Source organism: Mycobacterium europaeum (assembly GCF_034555895.2).
GTDB lineage: Bacteria > Actinomycetota > Actinomycetes > Mycobacteriales > Mycobacteriaceae > Mycobacterium > Mycobacterium europaeum.
Window position 1 is genome coordinate 3,505,068 of the sequence record NZ_CP157315.1, and the last position, 17,610, is coordinate 3,522,677.

Below are 17,610 nucleotides of genomic sequence, written 5' to 3' on the forward strand. Positions count from 1 at the left end.
TTCAGCAGCTCGGCGGCTGGCCCCCGGACGTGATCGCGTGCAGCGCGTCGACCGCCTGGCTGAGGGTCTCGACCTTCACCAGGCGCAGGCCGGACGGATTGTCCGAGTTCGCCTCGTAGCAGTTTTTGGCCGGCACCAAGAACACCGTGGCGCCGGCGGCGTGGGCGGCGACCATCTTGTGCGTGATGCCGCCGATCTGGCCGACCTTCCCGTCGGCCGAGATGGTGCCGGTCCCGGCGATGAACTTGGAGCCGGCCAGGTCGCCGGTGGTCAGCTTGTCGACCACCGCCAGGCTGAACATCAAGCCGGCCGAGGGGCCGCCCACGTTGGCGAGGTTGAAGTTGACCACGAAGGGCGCCCAGGGCGCGGTGAGCACGGCGACACCGAGGAAGCCGTAGTCCCGATCCTTGTTCGCGCCCAGCGTAATTTGCGTGACGCCGGCCGGTTCGTTCTTGCGCCGGTAATCGATCGTCACCGTCTGACCGGGTTTGGTGCCCTTCAGCAGCCCCGTGAACTGGTCGACGTCGGCCACCGGGGTGCCGTTGACGGCGTCGATGGCGTCGCCGTCCTTGAGCTTGCCCGCCGAGGGACCCGGGTCGGTGACCCTCGCGACGGTCACCGCGGCCGGGTACTTGAGGTAGCCCAGGGCGGCGTACTCGGCGCTGTCCTCGGAATCCTTGAAGTCCGCGTTGTTGGCCTTGTCCACCTCGTCCCGCGACTTGCCCGGCGGGTAGATCAGATCGCGCGGTACCAGCTGCTCCTGGTCCGAAAGCCACAGCGTCAGCGCTTCGCCCAGGGTCAGCTCGTCGCGCTGAGACACCGTGGTCATGTTCAGGTGCCCGGTGGTCGGATGCGTCGCTGTGCCCTCGATCGCCACCACCTGCTTGCCGTCGACCTCGCCGAGCGTGTCGAAGGTGGGGCCGGGCCCCAGCGAGACGAACGGGACCGTCACCACCGCGAGCAACACGCCGAAGACCAGGATCGGGACCAGCGCGACCATCAGGGTCAGAATCCGCCTGTTCACGCCGATCACACTAGACGGCGCCCGCGGCGGCCGGTTCAGCCACAAGCTGACCCGAGAGCGCCCGCCCCGTTTCCGCGGTGAGTACCGTTGACGGTATGGCTGACCTGCCTTTCGGCTTCTCCCCCGGAGAAGACCCCGACAAACCCGGGAAGAAAGACCCCCACTCGGGCTCCGGCGGCTCCGATCCGTTCGGGGCGTTCGGGATGGGCGACCTGGGACAGATCTTCACCCAGCTCGGTCAGATGTTTTCCAGCGCCGGCACCGTGATGGCCGGCGGGGAAGCGTCGGGACCGGTCAACTACGAGTTGGCGCGCCGGGTGGCCACCAACTCGATCGGGTTCGTGGCGCCGATCCCGGCCACCACGCAGTCGGCGATCGCCGACGCGGTGCACCTCGCCGAAACCTGGCTGGACGGCGCCACCGCGTTGCCCGCCGGCACCAGCAAGGCCGCGGGCTGGACCCCGGCCGACTGGGTCGACAACAGCCTTCAGACGTGGAAGCGGTTGTGCGACCCGATGGCGGAGCAGATTTCGACGGTGTGGGCGTCGTCGCTGCCCGAGGAGGCCAAGAGCATGGCCGGCCCGCTGATGGCGGTGATGTCGCAAATGGGAGGCATGGCCTTCGGCTCCCAACTGGGGCAGGCGCTCGGCCGGTTGTCCCGCGAGGTGCTGACGTCGACCGACATCGGTCTGCCGTTGGGGCCCAAGGGTGTTGCCGCCATCCTGCCCGACGCCGTGGAGTCGTTCGCCGCCGGACTCGAGCAGCCCCGCAGCGAGATCTTGACGTTCCTGGCCGCGCGGGAGGCCGCCCACCACCGGCTGTTCAGCCACGTGCCCTGGTTGTCGAGCCAGCTGCTGGGCGCCGTCGAGGCCTACGCGCGTGGCATGCAGATCGACATGAGCGGGATCGAGGAGCTGGCCCGCGACTTCAACCCGGCGACGCTCTCCGACCCGGCTGCCATCGAAAACCTTTTGGGCCAAGGCGTTTTCGAGCCCAAGGCGACCCCGGCGCAGACACAGGCGCTGGAACGCCTCGAGACGCTGCTGGCGTTGATCGAGGGTTGGGTGCAGGTGGTCGTGACCGCGGCCCTGGGCGACCGGATTCCGGGGGCGGCCGCGCTCAGCGAGACGCTGCGCCGCCGCCGCGCCACCGGCGGTCCGGCCGAGCAGACGTTCGCGACGCTGGTGGGCCTGGAGCTGCGGCCCCGCAAGATGCGCGAAGCCGCCGCGCTGTGGGAGCGCCTCACCGAGGCCGCCGGCGTGGACGCCCGCGACGCCATCTGGCAGCACCCCGATCTGCTGCCCGACGCCGAGGACCTCGACGAGCCGGCCGGCTTCATCGACCGGGTGGTCGGCGGCGACACCAGCGGCATCGACGAGGCGATCGCCAAGCTCGAGGAGAACCCCGAGGATCCCGGCGCCGGTCCTGTGGACAACTGACCGGGGCGCCGGCCCGCGGCGTGGCACAGTGCACCGGTGTCACCGACCCCGCTTGCCACCTATGCCCTGGACCCGGCCATGCCGGTGCTGCTGCGGCCCGACGGCGCCGTCCAGGTCGGTTGGGATCCCCGCCGGGCCGTGCTGGTGCGCCCACCGGGTGACTTGGCCGCGGCCGAGCTGGCCGCGTTACTACGGTCCATGCGATCGCCGATGCCGCTCTCGGAGTTGCGCCGACGGGCCGCCGACCGCGGCCTGCCGGACGCCGAGGGGCTGAGCGACCTGGTCGCCCAGCTGGTGGGCGCGGGCGTCGCCACCGAATGCGCGAAGTCGCGCGGTCGCGCGCCGTCCATCCGGATCCACGGCCGCGGGCCGCTCTCGGAGCTGCTCGTCGAGGCGTTGCGCTGCTCGGGCGCGCGGATCGCCCACAGCAGGCAGCCGCACGCCGCCGTGTCGGTCTCCGCCGTCGACCTGGTGGTGCTGTCCGATTACCTGGTCGCCGACCCCCGGATGCTCCGCGAGCTGCACGCCCGGCGTGTCCCCCACCTGCCGGTCCGGGTCCGCGACGGTGTCGGGCTGGTCGGTCCGCTGGTCATCCCCGGTGCCACCAGCTGCCTGGGCTGCGCCGACCTGCATCGGCGCGACCGCGACGCGGCGTGGCCGGCGATCTCTGCGCAGCTGCGGGAAACCGTCGGCGTCGCCGACCGGGCCACGCTGCTGGCGACCGCGGCGCTGGCGTTGAGCCAGGTGAACCGGGTAATCGCGGCGGTCCGCAACCAAGAGGCCGTACCCGAGCCCCAGACGCTGAACGCCACACTGGAATTCGACCTCGACGCCGGCGCCATCGTCGTGCGGCAGTGGACCCGGCATCCGCTGTGCCCCTGCGGGAACTAACCCAGCCGCCCCTGCTCCGGGACGTTCGCCGACACCGACTCGTAGGCGGTCGCGAGCTGGTGCAGGATCTCCGCGGTCAGGGTGCGGTCGTTGCGGTGTTTGTCCAGTGTTTCGATGATCGCCCTGAACAGGGAGTCCGCGGCGTCGTGCTGCGATTGTTTGGCTGACATGGCCTGGCCGGTACCGCCTTTCGGATGAGCCCTTCGCGGGGCCGCCGGATGGGACCCGCAAGGACAACCTAGGGCCCGGAGCCGACGCCCGCGCGGGGACGAGTTGTTGTGAAGATCAAGCGCGAGCCACACCGGCCGTCGTGGATGATGGATACGTGGCAGACATCAAACGTGGCCGTGCGGCGCGGAACGCGAAGCTGGCCAGCATCCCGGTCGGCTTCGCCGGCCGGGCGGCGCTCGGCTTCGGCAAGCGGCTGACGGGCAAGTCGAGGGACGAAGTCCAGGCCGAGCTGATGGAGAAAGCCGCCAACCAGCTGTTCACCGTCCTGGGCGAGCTCAAGGGCGGAGCGATGAAGGTCGGTCAGGCCCTGTCGGTCATGGAGGCCGCGATCCCGGACGAGTACGGCGAGCCGTACCGCGAGGCGCTGACCAAGCTGCAGAAGGACGCCCCGCCGCTGCCGGCCAACAAGGTGCATCGGGTGCTCGACGGCCAGCTGGGCACCAAGTGGCGGGAGCGGTTCAGCTCGTTCGACGACAAGCCCGTCGCCTCGGCCAGCATCGGCCAGGTGCACAAGGCGGTGTGGGCCGACGGCCGCCCGGTGGCCGTCAAGATCCAGTACCCGGGCGCCGACGAGGCGCTGCGCGCCGACCTCAAGACCATGCAGCGGATGGTCGGCGTGGTGAAGCAGCTCGCCCCGGGCGCCGACGTCCAGGGCATCGTCGACGAGCTGGTCCAACGCACCGAGATGGAGCTCGACTACCGGCTGGAGGCCGACAACCAGCGCGCCTTCGCCAAGGCCTACGAGGGCCACCCGCACTTCGCGATCCCCCACGTCGTCGCGAGCGCGCCCAAGGTCGTGGTCCAGGAGTGGATCGACGGCCTGCCGCTGGCCGAGATCATCCGCAGCGGCACCCGCGAGCAGCGCGACCTCATCGGCACCCGGCTGCTCGAACTCACCTTCGACGCGCCGCGCCGGCTGGGGATGCTGCACGGCGACGCCCACCCGGGCAACTTCATGCTGCTTCCCGACGACCGGATGGGCGTCATCGACTTCGGCGCCGTCGCGCCGCTGCCCGGCGGCTACCCGATCGAGCTGGGGATGACGATCCGCCTGGCCCGCGACAAGAACTACGACCTGCTGTTGCCGACGATGGAGAAGGTCGGCTTCATCCAGAAGGGCCAGCAGGTGTCGGTCCGCGACATCGACGAGATGCTGCGCCAGTACGTCGAACCCATCGAGGTCGACGAATTCCACTACACGCGCAAGTGGCTGCAGCGCATGACCGTGGGCCAGATCGACCGGTCGGTGTCGCAGATCAAGACGGCCCGGCAGATGGACCTGCCGCCCAAGCTGGCCATCCCGATGCGCGTCATCGCGTCGGTGGCCGCGATCCTGTGCCAGCTGGACGCCCGGGTGCCGATCAAGGCGCTGTCCGAGGAGCTGATCCCCGGCTTCGCCGAGCCCGACAGCGCCGTCGTCTAGGCCGCGGCCTCGTCTTTGCGGGGCCGCCCGCGCGGTCGTTTGAAGCTCAGGATCGAGCCCCGGTCGAGAATCTCGCCGCCCCACACCCCCCAGGGCTCGGCCCGCTCCAGCGCCGATGTCAGGCACTGCCGCCGGATCGGGCAGCCCGCGCACAGGGCCTTGGCGCGCTCCAGGTCGGCCGGGGTCTCGGCGAACCAGAGGTCGGGGTCGCCGGCGTGACACGGCAACGCGGTTGACGGCTGTCCGGGGACTGTCAGTACCGCCATGTCCTGCTCACCTGCTTCCTGGTCGGGGCTTCCTTCTTCTTCCGAATCCGGGCCAGGTAGCGGGCTTGGAAACTGACGCCCTCAAAACTGTGGCCACGGATCCTATGACTTCGGGTCCGTGGCCATTTCGGTGAAAACCGGGCTGTCAGGCGGCCATTCGGCGGACCTCGAGTCGCGCGGACGCGTGCGGCGCGGCGGCGGCGCGATGCTTGAGCGCGGCCGCCGGCATAGCGGTGTGGGCGGCCTGGAGGGCGCGCGCGGACAGCGCCGCAGCGGCCACGCCGACACCGAACGCGTCGTTGATCATCGCGGCCACCCTCCTTTCCGTCAGCGCGCAGAACGCGGTTTCGAGGGTAGATGGTCGCCGGCGTTCCCCACAACCGATTTTCTGACCTGCGCCTTTAGCGGTCAGCGGCCGCGCACCAGCTCCAGCACGTCGGGCCCGTACTGTTCCAGCTTGCGCGCGCCGATGCCGGGGATGGCGATCAGCGCGTCCTCGTCGTCGGGTCGCAGCTCGGCGATCGCGATCAGGGTGTTGTCGGTGAAGACGACATACGCCGGCACCTTCTGCTCCTTGGCGATGTCCAGCCGCCACGCCTTGAGCCGCAGCAGCAGCTCCTCGTCGACGTCGGCCGCACACGTCTCGCAGCGCCGCAGCATGACCGCCGCCGGGGTGGTCAGGTCCTTGTTGCAGATACGGCAGCGCGCCGCGGCGCCCCGGTTGCGACGCGGTCGGCCCGGCGCGGTGTCCGCGCGCGCCTGCGGCGCGATGCCGTTGAGGAACCGCGACGGCTTGCGGCCCTGCCGCCCGCCGGGGCTGCGGGCCAGCGCCCAGCTGAGCGCCAGATGCGTTCGCGCCCTGGTGATCCCGACGTAGAGCAGCCGACGTTCCTCTTCGACGGCCTCGCTGTCGGGGCCGTGCGCCAGCGCGTGCGAGATGGGCATGGTGCCGTCGGCCAGCCCGACCAGGAACACCGCATCCCATTCCAGGCCCTTGGCGGCGTGCAGCGAGGCCAGCGTGACGCCCTGCACCACCGGTGGGTGCCGCGCGTCCGCGCGCAACCGGAGTTCGGCCAGCAGGCCGGTGAGCTCCAGCTGCGGCCGCTGGGCCACCTCGTCGTCGACCAACTCGGCCAGCGCGCTCAGCGCCTCCCAGCGCTCCCGGGCGCGGGTGCCGACCGGCGGCTCGGCCGTCAGCCCCAGGGGTTCCAGGACCGCCCGCACGACCTCGGGCAGCGGCCCCGCCAGACCATTCTCGGAGCCGCGCTCGGCGGCCCGCTGCAGCGCCAGCAGCGCCTGCTTGATCTCCTGGCGGGTGAAGAAGCCCTCGCCGCCGCGGACCTGATAGGGGATGCCCGCCTCGGTCAACGCCTCCTCGTAGGCCTCCGACTGCGCGTTGACGCGGTACAGCACGGCGATCTCCGACGGCGGGGTGCCCGATTCGATCAGCCGGGCGATCGCGGCCGCGACCGCGGCGGCCTCGGCCGGTTCGTCGGGATGCTGGTGAAACGACGGCGCCGGGCCCGGCGGGCGCTGCCCGACCAGGTGCAGCTTGCTGCCGGCGACCCGGCCGCGGGCCGCGGCGATCACCTGGTTGGCCAGCAACACCACCTGGGGGGTGGATCGGTAGTCACGTTCCAGGCGAACCACGGTGGCGTCGGGATACCGCCGCGAGAAGTCGAGCAGGAAGCGCGGTGAGGCCCCGGTGAACGAGTAGATGGTCTGGTTGGCGTCGCCGACGACGGTCAGGTCGTCCCGGTCACCGAGCCACGCCGTCAGCACCCGCTGCTGCAGGGGGGTGACGTCCTGGTATTCGTCGACGACGAAGCAGCGGTAGCGGCCCCGGAACTCGTCGGCCACGGCGGCGTCGTTTTCGATCGCGGCGGCGGTGTGCAGCAGCAGGTCGTCGAAGTCGAGCAGCGTGACCGATTCGTCGCGGACCTTCAGCGCCTCGTAGGCGGCGTACACCGTCGCGACCCGGGCGGCGTCCAAGGGGATGTCCCGTCCGGCCGCCGCCACCGCGGCCGGGTAGTCCTCAGGACCGATCAGCGACGCCTTGGCCCACTCGATCTCCCCCGCCAGGTCACGGACGTCCTCGGTGCTGGCGTTGATCCGGGAGCGGCTGGCCGCCCGGGCCACCACCGCGAACTTGGTGTCCAGCAGCTGCCAGCCGGTGTCACCGACCACCCGCGGCCAGAAGTACCGCAGCTGCCGGTGCGCCGCGGCGTGAAACGTCAGGGCCTGCACCCCGCCGACGCCGGTGTCCGTGCCCGCGGCGGCGTCCAGCGCGCGCAGCCGCGAACGCATCTCCCCCGCGGCCCGCTGGGTGAAGGTGACCGCCAGCACCTGCCCGGCGGCCACGTGACCCCCGGCCACCAGCTGGGCGATCCGGTGCGTGATGGTGCGGGTCTTGCCGGTTCCGGCGCCCGCGAGCACACAGACCGGGCCGCGCGGAGCCAGCACCGCCTCGCGCTGCTCGTCGTCCAGCCCGGCGGTCAGGGCATCGGCGACCGTCGGCATGGCGTCCATCTTGGCAGCGGCGGCCGACAAACCGTGGCGCCGCCCGGTGCGCGTCGGCGAGTTGTCCTGACACGCCGGGATGCGCGGGGCGGCCACCGTCCCCCAACTACCGGCGCCCGCGGCGCGGAACACAGTGCCGCCCGGCTACGTTATCGAGCTATGACCTCTGCCCCGATCACCGTCTACACGACCTCGTGGTGTGGCTACTGCCACCGCCTGATGACCGTGCTGAAGTCCAACGGAATCGCTTACCAGGCGGTCGACATCGAGCAGGACCCCGCGGCGGCCGAGTTCGTCGGTTCGGTCAACGGCGGCAACAGGACGGTTCCCACGGTGAAGTTCGCCGACGGGTCGACGCTGACCAACCCCAGCGCGGCCGAGGTCAAGGCCAAGCTCGCCGAAACCGGAGCCTGAGCGTCCCGGCGCGTCGACACGCGCCCGGCGTTGGTCAAGTACTCATCGGACTCGCTGCGGCGGCCCTAACATTGGTGACCATGCCGTCGAGTCCGCGGTCGAGCCGTTTTCTCCGGCGCCTGTCGGTGCTGGGCAGGGCGTCGGCCGTCGTCGCGTGCTGCGCCTTGGTCGTGTCGGCGTGCGCGCACGCGCCGAGCAAGACGGCGACGGCTCCCAAACCCAGCTACGCCGAATCATTGGTCATCAGCCTCGAAGAAGCGCGTCGCATCGCCAATTTCGAAGGGCTGCAACCATATTCGTACGCCGACCGGCACGATCCGCCGCGGGAGAACACCGGCAACCCGCCCGGCCCGTGCCGCGCGGTCGGGTCCACAGACCTCACGTTCGCGGAGGGCTGGAAGGAATATCGTTCGGTGGCCTACAGCGGCTCGACCGACGATTTGCGGCCCGGCGGCATCGCCCCGATCAACGAGATCACCAACACCGTCGCCGTCTACCCGGACGCGACCGCCGCGCGCGGGGCGCTCAACCAGCTGCACGCCACCCTGGACCAGTGCGTTTCGCTGCACCACTCGGCCTACGACTTCGTGCTGAACAAGCCGGACACGCAGACGCTCAAGCTCGGCTCCGACGGATGGATTCACCTGTACACGGTGAAGTCATCGGTGCTGGTGTCGGTCGGCGTGCTCGGGATCGAACCCACCGAGCAGGTCGCCAACACGGTCCTGCAGACGGTGACCGACCGCATCAAGTAGGGGTCAGCCGATCGCGGCCCAGGACTCGATGATCACACGCGCGATCGAGATCGACCCGGGCAGCAGAAATTTCGACTCCGCCGAACTGGACCAGTCGCCCGCGGCCAGCGCCGCGCGCACCTCGTCGCGGGTGAACCAGGCCGCCTCGACGATCTCGCCGTCGTTGAACGAGAAGTCCTCCGCCGGGTCGGCGACGGCGTGGAAGCCGACCATCAGTGAGCGCGGGAACGGCCACGGCTGGCTGCCCAGGTAACGCACGTCGCGGACGGACAGGCCGATCTCCTCGCGGATCTCGCGGGCGACGCAGACCTCGAACGATTCACCGGCCTCGACGAACCCGGCCAGCAGCGAGAACAGCCGCTCCGGCCACGCCGCCTGGCGGGCCAGCACCGCGCGGTCGCCGCCGTCGTGGACCAGGCAGATCACCGCCGGGTCGATGCGGGGGAACTCCTCGTGACCGGTGACCGGGTTGACCCGCGCCCAGCCCGCCCGCGCCGGCCTGGTCGGTGAGCCGTCCACCGAGCTGAACCGGGCGGAGTCATGCCAATTGAGCAGCGCGAGCGCCGACGACACCAGCTGACTGCTGGTGTCGTCGAGGATCGAGCCGAGTCCGCGCAGGTTCACCACCTCGGCGTGCACGTCGGGGTCCTCGGGCGCCTCCAGCGCGCCGCGGATCGCCCACACGTGGCGGCCGTTGTCGATGCGGCCCAGGAACACCGCTTCCGGTGGCGGCTTGTCGCCCAGCCTGGCCGCGGCGCCGAGCACCACCCGGCCGTCGGCGACCAGCACCTGGCTGCGCGAATCCACCCGCAGCAGCGCCGCGTCCGCCCACCCGGCGGCGGCCGCTTCGACGTCGGTGCGCAACTGGTCGGCGCGGTCGGCACCGACGCGCGACAGCAGCGGAACGTTGTGCAGCTGAAAGTCCGCAATACTCACGCGATCCGATTGATGGCGACCCGCTTCGCCCGGCTCCGCCGCGCTCGCGATCGCCATCAGTGCCCGGCCTGTCGGATGTAGAGCAGCCGGTCGTTGGCCTCGACGGCGTCCACCTCGGGGGCGCCGATGCGCAGCAGGTGGCCGTCGCGCACCACACCGAGCACGATGTCGCGCAGATGCCGCGGGGAGCCGCCGACCTCGGCCGGCTCGACCTCGCGTTCGGCGATCGCCAGCCCGACGTCGGGGGTCAGCAGGTCCTCGATCATCTGCACGACGCTGGGTGTGGTGGTGGCCAGGCCGAGCAGGCGACCGGCGGTGGCCGAGGACACCACCACCGAGTCCGCGCCCGATTGCTGCAGCAGGTGCTGGTTTTCGGCCTCCCGGATGGACGCCACGATCTTGGCGTTGGGCGCAATCTCCCGCGCGGTCAACGTCACCAGCACCGCGGTGTCGTCACGGCTGGTGGCGACGATGATCGAGGCCGCGTGCTGCGCCCCGGCCAGCCGCAGCACGTCGGCCTTGGTCGCGTCGCCGTGCACGGTGACCAGGCCGGCGCTGGCGGCGTGCTCGAGGGTGGTCCGATCCGTGTCGACGACGACAACGTCACCCTGGGCGGCCTCGTCACTGAGGATGGCGGCGACCGCCGTCTTGCCCTTGGTGCCGTAGCCGATCACGATCGTGTGGTTGCGCACTCTGCTCCTCCAACGCTGAATCTTCCACCCCTGCCGGGACCGCTCGGAGAGCACTTCGAGGGTCGTACCGACCAACACGGCCAGGAACGCGATCCGCAGCGCCGTGAAAATCAGCGTGTGCACCAGCCGCGCGGTTTCGGTGTAGGGGGTGATGTCGCCGTAGCCGGTCGTCGACAGTGACACCGCCGAGAAGTACACGCAGTCCAGGAAGGTCAGCGGCTGGCCCCGCACATCGCGGTACCCGTTGCGGTCCGCGTACACGATGACGGCAGCGGCGAACAACACCACCAACGCGATGGCCACCCGGCGGGTGATGACGCGGATGGGGCTGGCGTGCTCCTCGGGGATGCGCACCACGCCGACCAACTGGTGGCCGCGCTGGGCGGTCAGCGTTTCGTCCAGACCGCTCACTTGCCGGGACTTACCGTTGCGCACGGCGGCCCGTCATCGGCTCGACGCCAGCGCACAAGACACGCACGCCTCAATGAAACCATGATCGCGATCCCGCTGGTCGGGCAGCGCGGGTCACCCGGGACCGGCCAGCATCTCGGCCAGTTCGGCGGGCGCGGGCAGATCGTCGGGAGCGACCGTGGTGCGGGCGCGCACGTAGTAGAAGGCGGTCCGCACCGACGATTCCGCGACCCCCGACAGCGCGGCCCACGCCAACCGGTAGACGGCGAGCTGGACGGCGGCGTGCCGGATGGCCTCCGGACCGCGCGGCGGTTCGCCGGTCTTCCAGTCCACGACCGTGGCGCCGCCGTCGGGGTCGGCGAACACCGCGTCGATGCGGCCCCGCACCAGGGTGTCGCCGATCGGCATCTCGAACGGCACCTCGACGGCGATCGGGGTGCGCGCCGCCCACGGCGATTCGGCGAATGCGGCCTGCAGCGCGGCCAATTCCCGGGTATCGCCGACGCCGGAGTCCGCCGCACCCGGCAGGTCGGCGAGATCGAACAGGCACTCGGCGCCGTAGAACTGCTGGACCCAGGCGTGAAAAGCGTTGCCCAGCAAGGCATGCTGGTCCGGGCGGGTCGGCAGCCGATGCCTGAGGCGTTGCGCCGCGCCGTCGGGGTCTCGGGCCAGGTCCACCAGGCCGCTGACCGACAGCTGGCTGGGCAGTACCGCGGCGGGTGGCGCCGCCAACCGCGCGCGCTCGGCCAGCAACGCCTCGACGTCGGCGGCCCAGCCCTCGACGTCGGCGCCCTGCCCGCCAGCCTGCGCCGACATCGCGTGGGTGACCAACGCCGCACCGCGCTCGACGTCGACACGCCGGGCGGCCAGCGGATCGGCGGGCCAGACCGCTTCGATAGTGTTGTCGCGCAACGGGTTCCGGTCGCCTTCGGCCGGTGCGGGCGCCCACCGGTCCACCACCCCGCAGGGCTCGCCGGCCGCGGCCGAACGGTCGATGACCTCCTTGATCTCGCACAGGAAATCCGACGGTCCGCGCGGTTTGATCCCGGTGGCACCCCAGTGGTGGCCCGACACCAGCAGGGTGTCCTCGGCCCGGGTGATGGCGACATACAACAGCCGGCGCTCCTCGTCGACGCGCCGCTGGTCGAGTTGGCGACGATGCTCGGAGATCTTGTCGGACAGCTGCTTTCGATTGGTGACGTCCGAGACGTCCAGTACCGGGATGCCCAGTGCGCCCTCCGATGCGCGGTCGCCCCGCAGCAGCGGCGGCAGCTCGGCCGCGTCGGTCAGCCAGGAACTCCTGGATGCGCTCGACGGGAAGACGCCGCCCGACAGGTGCGCCACCGCCACCACCTGCCACTCCAGGCCCTTGGCGGAGTGCACCGTGAGCACCTGGACGCGGTCCCGCGCGGCCACCAACGGGGCCGGCGGCAATCCGTTCTCGACGGACTCCGCCACGTCGAGGAATGCCAGCAGCCCCGACACCGATGCGGTCGCGCAACGATCCGGTGCGCCGGCGGCGTCGGCCCGCTCGGCGTAGCCGGCGACGACGTCGGCGAACGCGTCGAGGTGTTCGGTGCCGGTCCAGCCCGCGTTCGCGCCCGCCGCCGCGCGCACCTCGCAGTCGACGCCCAGCGCGCGGCGCACCTCGGCGACCAGGTCTGGCAGTGAATGGCCCAGGTGGCCGCGCAGGGCGCGCAGCTCGGCGGCCAGCGCGGCGACGCGCTGGTATCCCGCGGCCGAATACGCTTCGGCCGGGCCGGGATCGGCGATGGCGTCCGCCAGGCACGGGGTGTCGGCGTCCGCGCCCGCGGCCTTCGCGATCGATTCCGGCGCGGCCGCCCCGCCCGCGGCGGGGCCGTCGGCGAGTTGGCGGGCGCGCCGCCAGAGCGCGGCGACGTCCCGGCCCCCGATGCGCCAGCGCGGCCCCGTGAGCACCCGCATCGCCGCCGCCCCCGCGGTCGGGTCCGCGACGAGCCGCAACATGGCCACGACGTCGGCGACCTCGGGGATGGACAGCAGTCCCGCCAATCCGACCACCTCGACCGGGACTCCCCGGGCGCGCAGGGCGTCGGCGATCGGGGCGGCGTCGGCGTTGCGGCGCACCAGGACCGCGGCGGTGGGCGGGCTCACGCCGTCGGCCCGGGCCGTCCGGTAGCGCGCGGCGACCTCGTCGGCGATCCACTCCCGTTCGGCCTGCACATCGGCGAGCAGGGCGCAGCGGACGGTGCCGGGCGGGGCGTCCGGGCGCGGGCGCAGCGCGTGCACGGCGACCGATCGGCGCCGCGCCTGCGCCGATATCGCGTTGGCCAGCCGCAGGGTCCGCGGCGGGTTACGCCAGCTGGTCCGCAGCTCCAGAACGGGCGCGGGAGTGCCGTCGGAGCGCGGGAAGTCGGTGCTGAAGCGCGGCAGGTTGGTGGCCGAGGCGCCGCGCCAGCCGTAGATCGACTGGATCGGGTCGCCGACGGCCGTCAGCGCCAGCCCGTCGTCGGCGCCGCCGCCGAACAACGCCGACAGCGCGACTCGCTGAGCGTGCCCGGTGTCCTGGTACTCGTCGAGCAGCACCACCCGGTAGCGGCCCCGCAGGTCCTCACCAACCTGCGGAAAGCTCGCCGCCAACCGGGCCGCGCAGGCCATCTGGACGCCGAAGTCCATGGTCTTCGCGGCGCGCATGCGCTCGTGCAGCGCGTCGAGCAGCGGTACCAGCTCGGCGCGCTGGGTCTGGGTGGACAACAGCCGCAGCAGCCACTGGCTGGGGCCGCGGTCCCGCTGATAGGGGCCGGCCGGCAGGGCGTGGATCAGCCGCTCGAGCTCCACATGGGTATCGCCGAGCTGCCGGGTGTCCACCAGGTGTTCGGCGAGCTGGCCCCACAACCGCAGCACCATCGACGTGACCGCCGCGGGTGTCTTGTCGGTGCGCAGCTCGCCGCGGTACCCGCTGACCACGTCGAAGGCCAGCTGCCACAGCTCGGTCTCGCCGAGCAGCCGGGTGTCGGGCTCGATGGGCAGCAACAGTCCGTAGTCGCGGATCAGCGAACCCGCGAACGCGTGGTAGGTGCTGACCGTCGGCACGCCCGCCGGCTCGGTGGCCGCCGCGCCGCCGGCACCCAAGCCGACGCCGGCCAACCGGGCCAGCCGCGACCGGACCCGGCGCAGCAGCTGGCCGGCGGCCTTGCGGGTGAACGTCAACCCCAGCACCTGGCCGGGCTCGGCGTAGCCGTTGGCGACCAGCCACACCACCCGCGCGGCCATGGTCTCGGTCTTTCCGGCGCCGGCGCCCGCGATGACGACCAGCGGCCCGGGCGGTGCCGCGATGACCGCGGCCTGCTCGTCGGTGGGCGGGAAAAGACCGAGGGCACAAGCCAATTCGGCGGGACTGTAGCGCGCGTTCACTGCGCCGCCCCGTCGGCGTGGGCCGGGCACGAGGGCCGTACCGGGCAGTGCGAGCACCCGTCGTTGCGCCGGGCGACGAACCGGGGCCCGGCGGTCGCCCCGGCCGCGCGCCGGACCAGCCGGCGCCATTCGTCGCGGGCGGCCGGCGTCAGCGGATCCTGCTCGCGTTCGGTGGCGCCCGAGGCTCCGGCCTTGCCGAGGTAGACCAGCCGCGCGCCACCCGGTTCGGAATCGGTCGGCTCCCCGGTCACCATTCCCTCGGCCACCGCCAGCTGATACATCGCCAGCTGGGCGTGTTGTTGGGCATCGTCCTTGCTGACCGGCGTCTTGCCGGTCTTGATGTCGACGATCACCAGCCGGCCGGCGGCATCGCGCTCCAGCCGATCGACCCGCCCGCGCAGCCGGACCTCGCCGCCGCCCTCCTCGGACGCGCCGAGGGTTCCGTCGATCTCGACTTCGACGCCGACCTCGGTCAGCTCGCCACGGGTCTGCGCCCGCCACTCGACGAAGGCCTCGATCATCGCGCGGTGCCGCGCCAACTCATTGGCCGAATGCCACTCGGCCTCGAACGGCAGGTGCCGCCACGCGCGGTCCAGCTCGGCCAGCAGCTCGGTAGCGCTCCGATGCGGCTCGGCGACCAGGGCGTGCAACACCGAACCGATGGTGGAGCGCAGATCACGCGGGCTGGTTCCACCATGCCGTTCGGCCAGCCAGCGCAGCGGGCAGTCGTCGAGCATCTGCAGGGTCGACGGGGTCAACGTGACGGCCTCGTCGTCGCCACGCAGCGGTTCGCTGGTGCTGACGGGGATCAGCCCGTGCCAGGAGGCCGGGTCGGCGCCCGGGACCCCGGCCCGGGCCAGTCGCGCCAGTTGCGTTGCCGCGCAAGCGCGCTCGGCGTCGTCGACAGCGCCGTCGGGTGCGCACACCACGCCGCGCAGCCGGCCCACCAGCGCGGGGGCCGACAGCACCCGGGGCGCCCAGACGGGTTGCGCGGCCGTGGCGTCGCCTCGGCCGTCGCTGGCCCACTGTGCGAGTTCGTCGCAGAAGGCGGACGGGAGCGCGGCCTCGCAGTCCGCTCCGCCCGTGTCGCTGTCCACGGCGGTCACCAGCACTCGGCGGCGGGCGCGGCCCAGGGCCGCGACCAGCAGCCGCCGTTCCTCGGCCAGCAGCGGCGCCCGCACCGACACGTCCCCGGAGACGCCGTCCAGCACGTCCAGCAACCGCTGGGTGCCCAGCACGCCGCCACGTGGAACGGTGTTGGGCCACAACCCCTCTTGCAGCCCGGCGATCACCACCAGGTCCCATTCGTGACCCAGGGCGGCGTGCGCGCTGAGCACCCGCACCTGATCCACGGCCGAGACCGGCTCCTCGTTCACGCCCGGCAGGTGCAGCGCGGAGACGTGCCCGACGAGGCCGCGCAGCGACGCGCCCGACGTCCGGGACACGTATTGGTCGGTGAGGTCGAACAACGCGGTCACCACCTCCAGGTCCCGGGTGGCCTGCGCGCCGGCGGGTCCGCCGCGGTCGGCCGCCGCCAGCCAGCGCCGCTGCAGGCCGGAGCGCTGCCAGGCGGCCCACAGGGTGTAGCGCGGGTCTTGGCCCGCACGATGGCAGCGCACGGCGGCGTCCAGCACGGCGCGGACGCGGTGCACCGGGCGAAACTGCGGGCCCGGCGGCGGCGCGTCACCGGTCAGCGCGTCGACCAGCAGGTCCGCGAGGTCGTCCGGTGCGCGATCGGGGTGGGCGCGCTGCAGTGTCCGGCGCAGCTGCCGCAGCGATACCGGGTCGACGCGACCGATGGGACCGGTCAACAGGGCGAGCGCGCGGTCGCCGTCGAGCCCGTCGGCGGTGGCCGACAGGACGGTGAGCAGCGCCCGGGCCGCGGGCTCGTCGGACAGCGGTCCGCTTGCCGCGGGCGCGGCCACCGGCACCCCGGCGGCGGCCAACGCGCGCGGCAATCGGGCGCCGGCCCGCGGCACCGACCGGACGATGACCGCCATCTGCGACCACGGCACGCCCTCGACAAGGTGCGCGCGCCGCAGCGCGTCGGCGATCATCGCCGCCTCCGCGTGCGCGGACGCGGCCAGGCGCACCGTGACCGAGCCCTCCTCGGCCCCGGTGCCCTCGATCCGTCGACCCGCACGTCCGCCGGGCAGCCGGCCCGCGACGCCGCTGACGGCCCGCGCCACCGCGGGCGCGCAGCGATGCGAGACCGTCAGCGTCACAGATGGTGAATCGCCCCCCAACAGCCCGGCGGATTCACCGCCGCGAAAGCCGAACACCGCCTGGTTGGGGTCGCCGGCGATCAGGGCCACGTCGGCGCCGGCCGCGAGCACCCCGACCAGCTGCGCCGCCTGCGGGTCGAGCTGCTGGGCGTCGTCGACCAACAGGACCCGCACCCGCGCCCGCTCGGCGGCCAGCAGGTCGGGATCGACGGCGAAGGCCTCCAACGCGGCGCCCACCAGCTCGGCGGCGCCCAGCGCGGGCGTCGTCGCCTGGGGGGCCGCCGTCCCCACCGCCGCCCGTAGCAGCATCACCTGCTCGTACTGCCGGGCGAACCGGCCGGCGGCCGTCCATTCCGGACGCCGGTGACGACGGCCCAGCCGCTCCAGCTCCTGCGGGTCGACGCCACGTTCGGCGCAGCGCGCCAACAGGTTTCGCAGTTCGGTGGCGAAGCCCGCGGTGGTCAGCGCGGGGTGCAGGTGGGCGGGCCACGCCGTGGCCCCGCGCGGGCCGTCCTCGAGGTCACCGGCCAGCAACTCCCTGATGATGGCGTCCTGTTCGGCGCTGGTGACCAGCCGCGGCGGCGCATCGCCGGCCCGCTCGGCGGCCCGCCGCAAAACCGCATACGCGTAGCCGTGCACCGTGCGTACCAACGGTTCCCGGACGGCGGTCCGGCAGGGGCCGGTGGCGCGGGGCCGCAGCAACGCCGTCGTCAACGTGCTGCGCGCCGTGGTCCCCAGCCGGCCGGAACCGGTAAGCAGCAGCACCGATTGCGGGTCCAGGCCGGCGTCGATGTGAGCGACCGCGGCATCGATCAGCAGGCTGCTCTTGCCGGTGCCGGGCCCGCCCAGCACCCGGACCGGCCCGCGTGCGCCGGGCAGCAGCAGAGCCCGCGCCTCGCTGTCCCAGGTGTACGACATGGCTGCATGCAATCACCAGGGTCTGACAAGTCGGCCCGACCCGAACCGGCGGCGACCCCTACGCTGGAGGCC

14 protein-coding genes are annotated in these 17,610 nt (G+C 72.3%); 5 read left to right on the forward strand and 9 right to left on the reverse strand.

All coding sequences use genetic code 11. From position 1 onward, the window contains the following. Nucleotide 1: 1 nt before the first annotated feature. Entirely contained in the window at nucleotides 2-1,024 is a 1,023-nt protein-coding gene (locus U8D42_RS15970) for a YlbL family protein (protein WP_085241760.1), read from the reverse strand. 77 nt (nucleotides 1,025-1,101) lie between these two features. Between U8D42_RS15970 and U8D42_RS15975 the strand changes: the two genes are divergently transcribed. Next, the gene (locus U8D42_RS15975) at nucleotides 1,102-2,463 is read left to right on the forward strand and encodes a zinc-dependent metalloprotease (protein ID WP_322859696.1); all 1,362 of its coding nucleotides are present in this window, start codon (nucleotides 1,102-1,104) and stop codon (nucleotides 2,461-2,463) included. A 78-nt stretch (nucleotides 2,464-2,541) separates the two neighbouring features. Beyond that, complete coding sequence (locus U8D42_RS15980) at nucleotides 2,542-3,354, forward strand: TOMM precursor leader peptide-binding protein (RefSeq protein WP_322860146.1); 813 nt, start codon at nucleotides 2,542-2,544, stop codon at nucleotides 3,352-3,354. Here the strand turns inward: U8D42_RS15980 and U8D42_RS15985 are convergent. After that, nucleotides 3,351-3,524, reverse strand: coding sequence for a hypothetical protein (locus U8D42_RS15985; protein WP_090422838.1), 174 nt, complete (start codon nucleotides 3,522-3,524; stop codon nucleotides 3,351-3,353). The two genes, U8D42_RS15980 and U8D42_RS15985, sit on opposite strands and share 4 nt — an antisense overlap. Nucleotides 3,525-3,664: 140 nt before the next feature. Between U8D42_RS15985 and U8D42_RS15990 the strand changes: the two genes are divergently transcribed. Next, entirely contained in the window at nucleotides 3,665-5,008 is a 1,344-nt protein-coding gene (locus U8D42_RS15990) for a macrolide-binding ATPase MABP-1 (RefSeq protein WP_085241605.1), read from the forward strand. Here U8D42_RS15990 and U8D42_RS15995 read toward each other — a convergent pair. The 3 genes from U8D42_RS15995 to U8D42_RS16005 form a co-directional block, all read right to left on the reverse strand. Continuing rightward, complete coding sequence (locus U8D42_RS15995) at nucleotides 5,005-5,274, reverse strand: WhiB family transcriptional regulator (RefSeq protein WP_085241606.1); 270 nt, start codon at nucleotides 5,272-5,274, stop codon at nucleotides 5,005-5,007. The two genes, U8D42_RS15990 and U8D42_RS15995, sit on opposite strands and share 4 nt — an antisense overlap. Nucleotides 5,275-5,419: 145 nt before the next feature. Further along, nucleotides 5,420-5,581: a hypothetical protein gene (locus tag U8D42_RS16000; protein WP_167542711.1), complete on the reverse strand. Its 162-nt coding sequence runs from the start codon at nucleotides 5,579-5,581 to the stop codon at nucleotides 5,420-5,422. 101 nt (nucleotides 5,582-5,682) lie between these two features. Continuing rightward, nucleotides 5,683-7,794, reverse strand: a complete 2,112-nt coding sequence (locus U8D42_RS16005; protein ID WP_322860145.1) for an ATP-dependent DNA helicase UvrD2 — start codon at nucleotides 7,792-7,794, stop codon at nucleotides 5,683-5,685. A 159-nt stretch (nucleotides 7,795-7,953) separates the two neighbouring features. Here U8D42_RS16005 and mrx1 point away from each other — a divergent pair, with 159 nt between their 5' ends. Together mrx1 and U8D42_RS16015 are read left to right on the forward strand one after the other, a co-directional pair. Next, a complete protein-coding gene (gene mrx1 / locus U8D42_RS16010) occupies nucleotides 7,954-8,208 on the forward strand; it encodes a mycoredoxin Mrx1 (RefSeq protein ID WP_090422836.1) in 255 nt (84 codons plus the stop codon). Between the two features lie 80 nt (nucleotides 8,209-8,288). Beyond that, nucleotides 8,289-8,963 (forward strand): sensor domain-containing protein, encoded by a 675-nt coding sequence (locus U8D42_RS16015; RefSeq protein WP_085241609.1) that lies wholly within the window; start codon nucleotides 8,289-8,291, stop codon nucleotides 8,961-8,963. Nucleotides 8,964-8,966: 3 nt separating this feature from the next. Here the strand turns inward: U8D42_RS16015 and nudC are convergent, their stop codons facing one another. From nudC to U8D42_RS16035, 4 genes are all read right to left on the reverse strand, one after another. Next, on the reverse strand, nucleotides 8,967-9,899 hold the full coding sequence (gene nudC, locus U8D42_RS16020; RefSeq protein ID WP_322859695.1) for an NAD(+) diphosphatase: 933 nt from the start codon (nucleotides 9,897-9,899) through the stop codon (nucleotides 8,967-8,969). A 56-nt stretch (nucleotides 9,900-9,955) separates the two neighbouring features. Then, nucleotides 9,956-11,026, reverse strand: coding sequence for a potassium channel family protein (locus tag U8D42_RS16025; protein ID WP_085241610.1), 1,071 nt, complete (start codon nucleotides 11,024-11,026; stop codon nucleotides 9,956-9,958). 90 nt (nucleotides 11,027-11,116) lie between these two features. After that, entirely contained in the window at nucleotides 11,117-14,425 is a 3,309-nt protein-coding gene (locus tag U8D42_RS16030) for an ATP-dependent helicase (protein WP_431523880.1), read from the reverse strand. After that, nucleotides 14,392-17,538 (reverse strand): ATP-dependent helicase, encoded by a 3,147-nt coding sequence (locus U8D42_RS16035; protein WP_322859693.1) that lies wholly within the window; start codon nucleotides 17,536-17,538, stop codon nucleotides 14,392-14,394. Before U8D42_RS16035 ends, U8D42_RS16030 begins: the two co-directional genes overlap by 34 nt. Between the last annotated feature and the right edge of the window lie 72 nt (nucleotides 17,539-17,610).

Bases quoted from the DNA above. Each gene is read 5' to 3' on its own strand.
- mrx1 (WP_090422836.1), top strand. From the start codon at position 7,954: ATGACCTCTGCCCCGATCACCGTCTACACGACCTCGTGGTGTGGCTAC.
- U8D42_RS15985 (WP_090422838.1), bottom strand. From the start codon at position 3,524: ATGTCAGCCAAACAATCGCAGCACGACGCCGCGGACTCCCTGTTCAGG.
- U8D42_RS16000 (WP_167542711.1), bottom strand. From the start codon at position 5,581: ATGATCAACGACGCGTTCGGTGTCGGCGTGGCCGCTGCGGCGCTGTCC.
- U8D42_RS15980 (WP_322860146.1), top strand. From the start codon at position 2,542: ATGCCGGTGCTGCTGCGGCCCGACGGCGCCGTCCAGGTCGGTTGGGAT.
- U8D42_RS15995 (WP_085241606.1), bottom strand. From the start codon at position 5,274: ATGGCGGTACTGACAGTCCCCGGACAGCCGTCAACCGCGTTGCCGTGT.
- U8D42_RS16015 (WP_085241609.1), top strand. From the start codon at position 8,289: ATGCCGTCGAGTCCGCGGTCGAGCCGTTTTCTCCGGCGCCTGTCGGTG.
- U8D42_RS16005 (WP_322860145.1), bottom strand. From the start codon at position 7,794: ATGCCGACGGTCGCCGATGCCCTGACCGCCGGGCTGGACGACGAGCAG.
- U8D42_RS16035 (WP_322859693.1), bottom strand. From the start codon at position 17,538: ATGTCGTACACCTGGGACAGCGAGGCGCGGGCTCTGCTGCTGCCCGGC.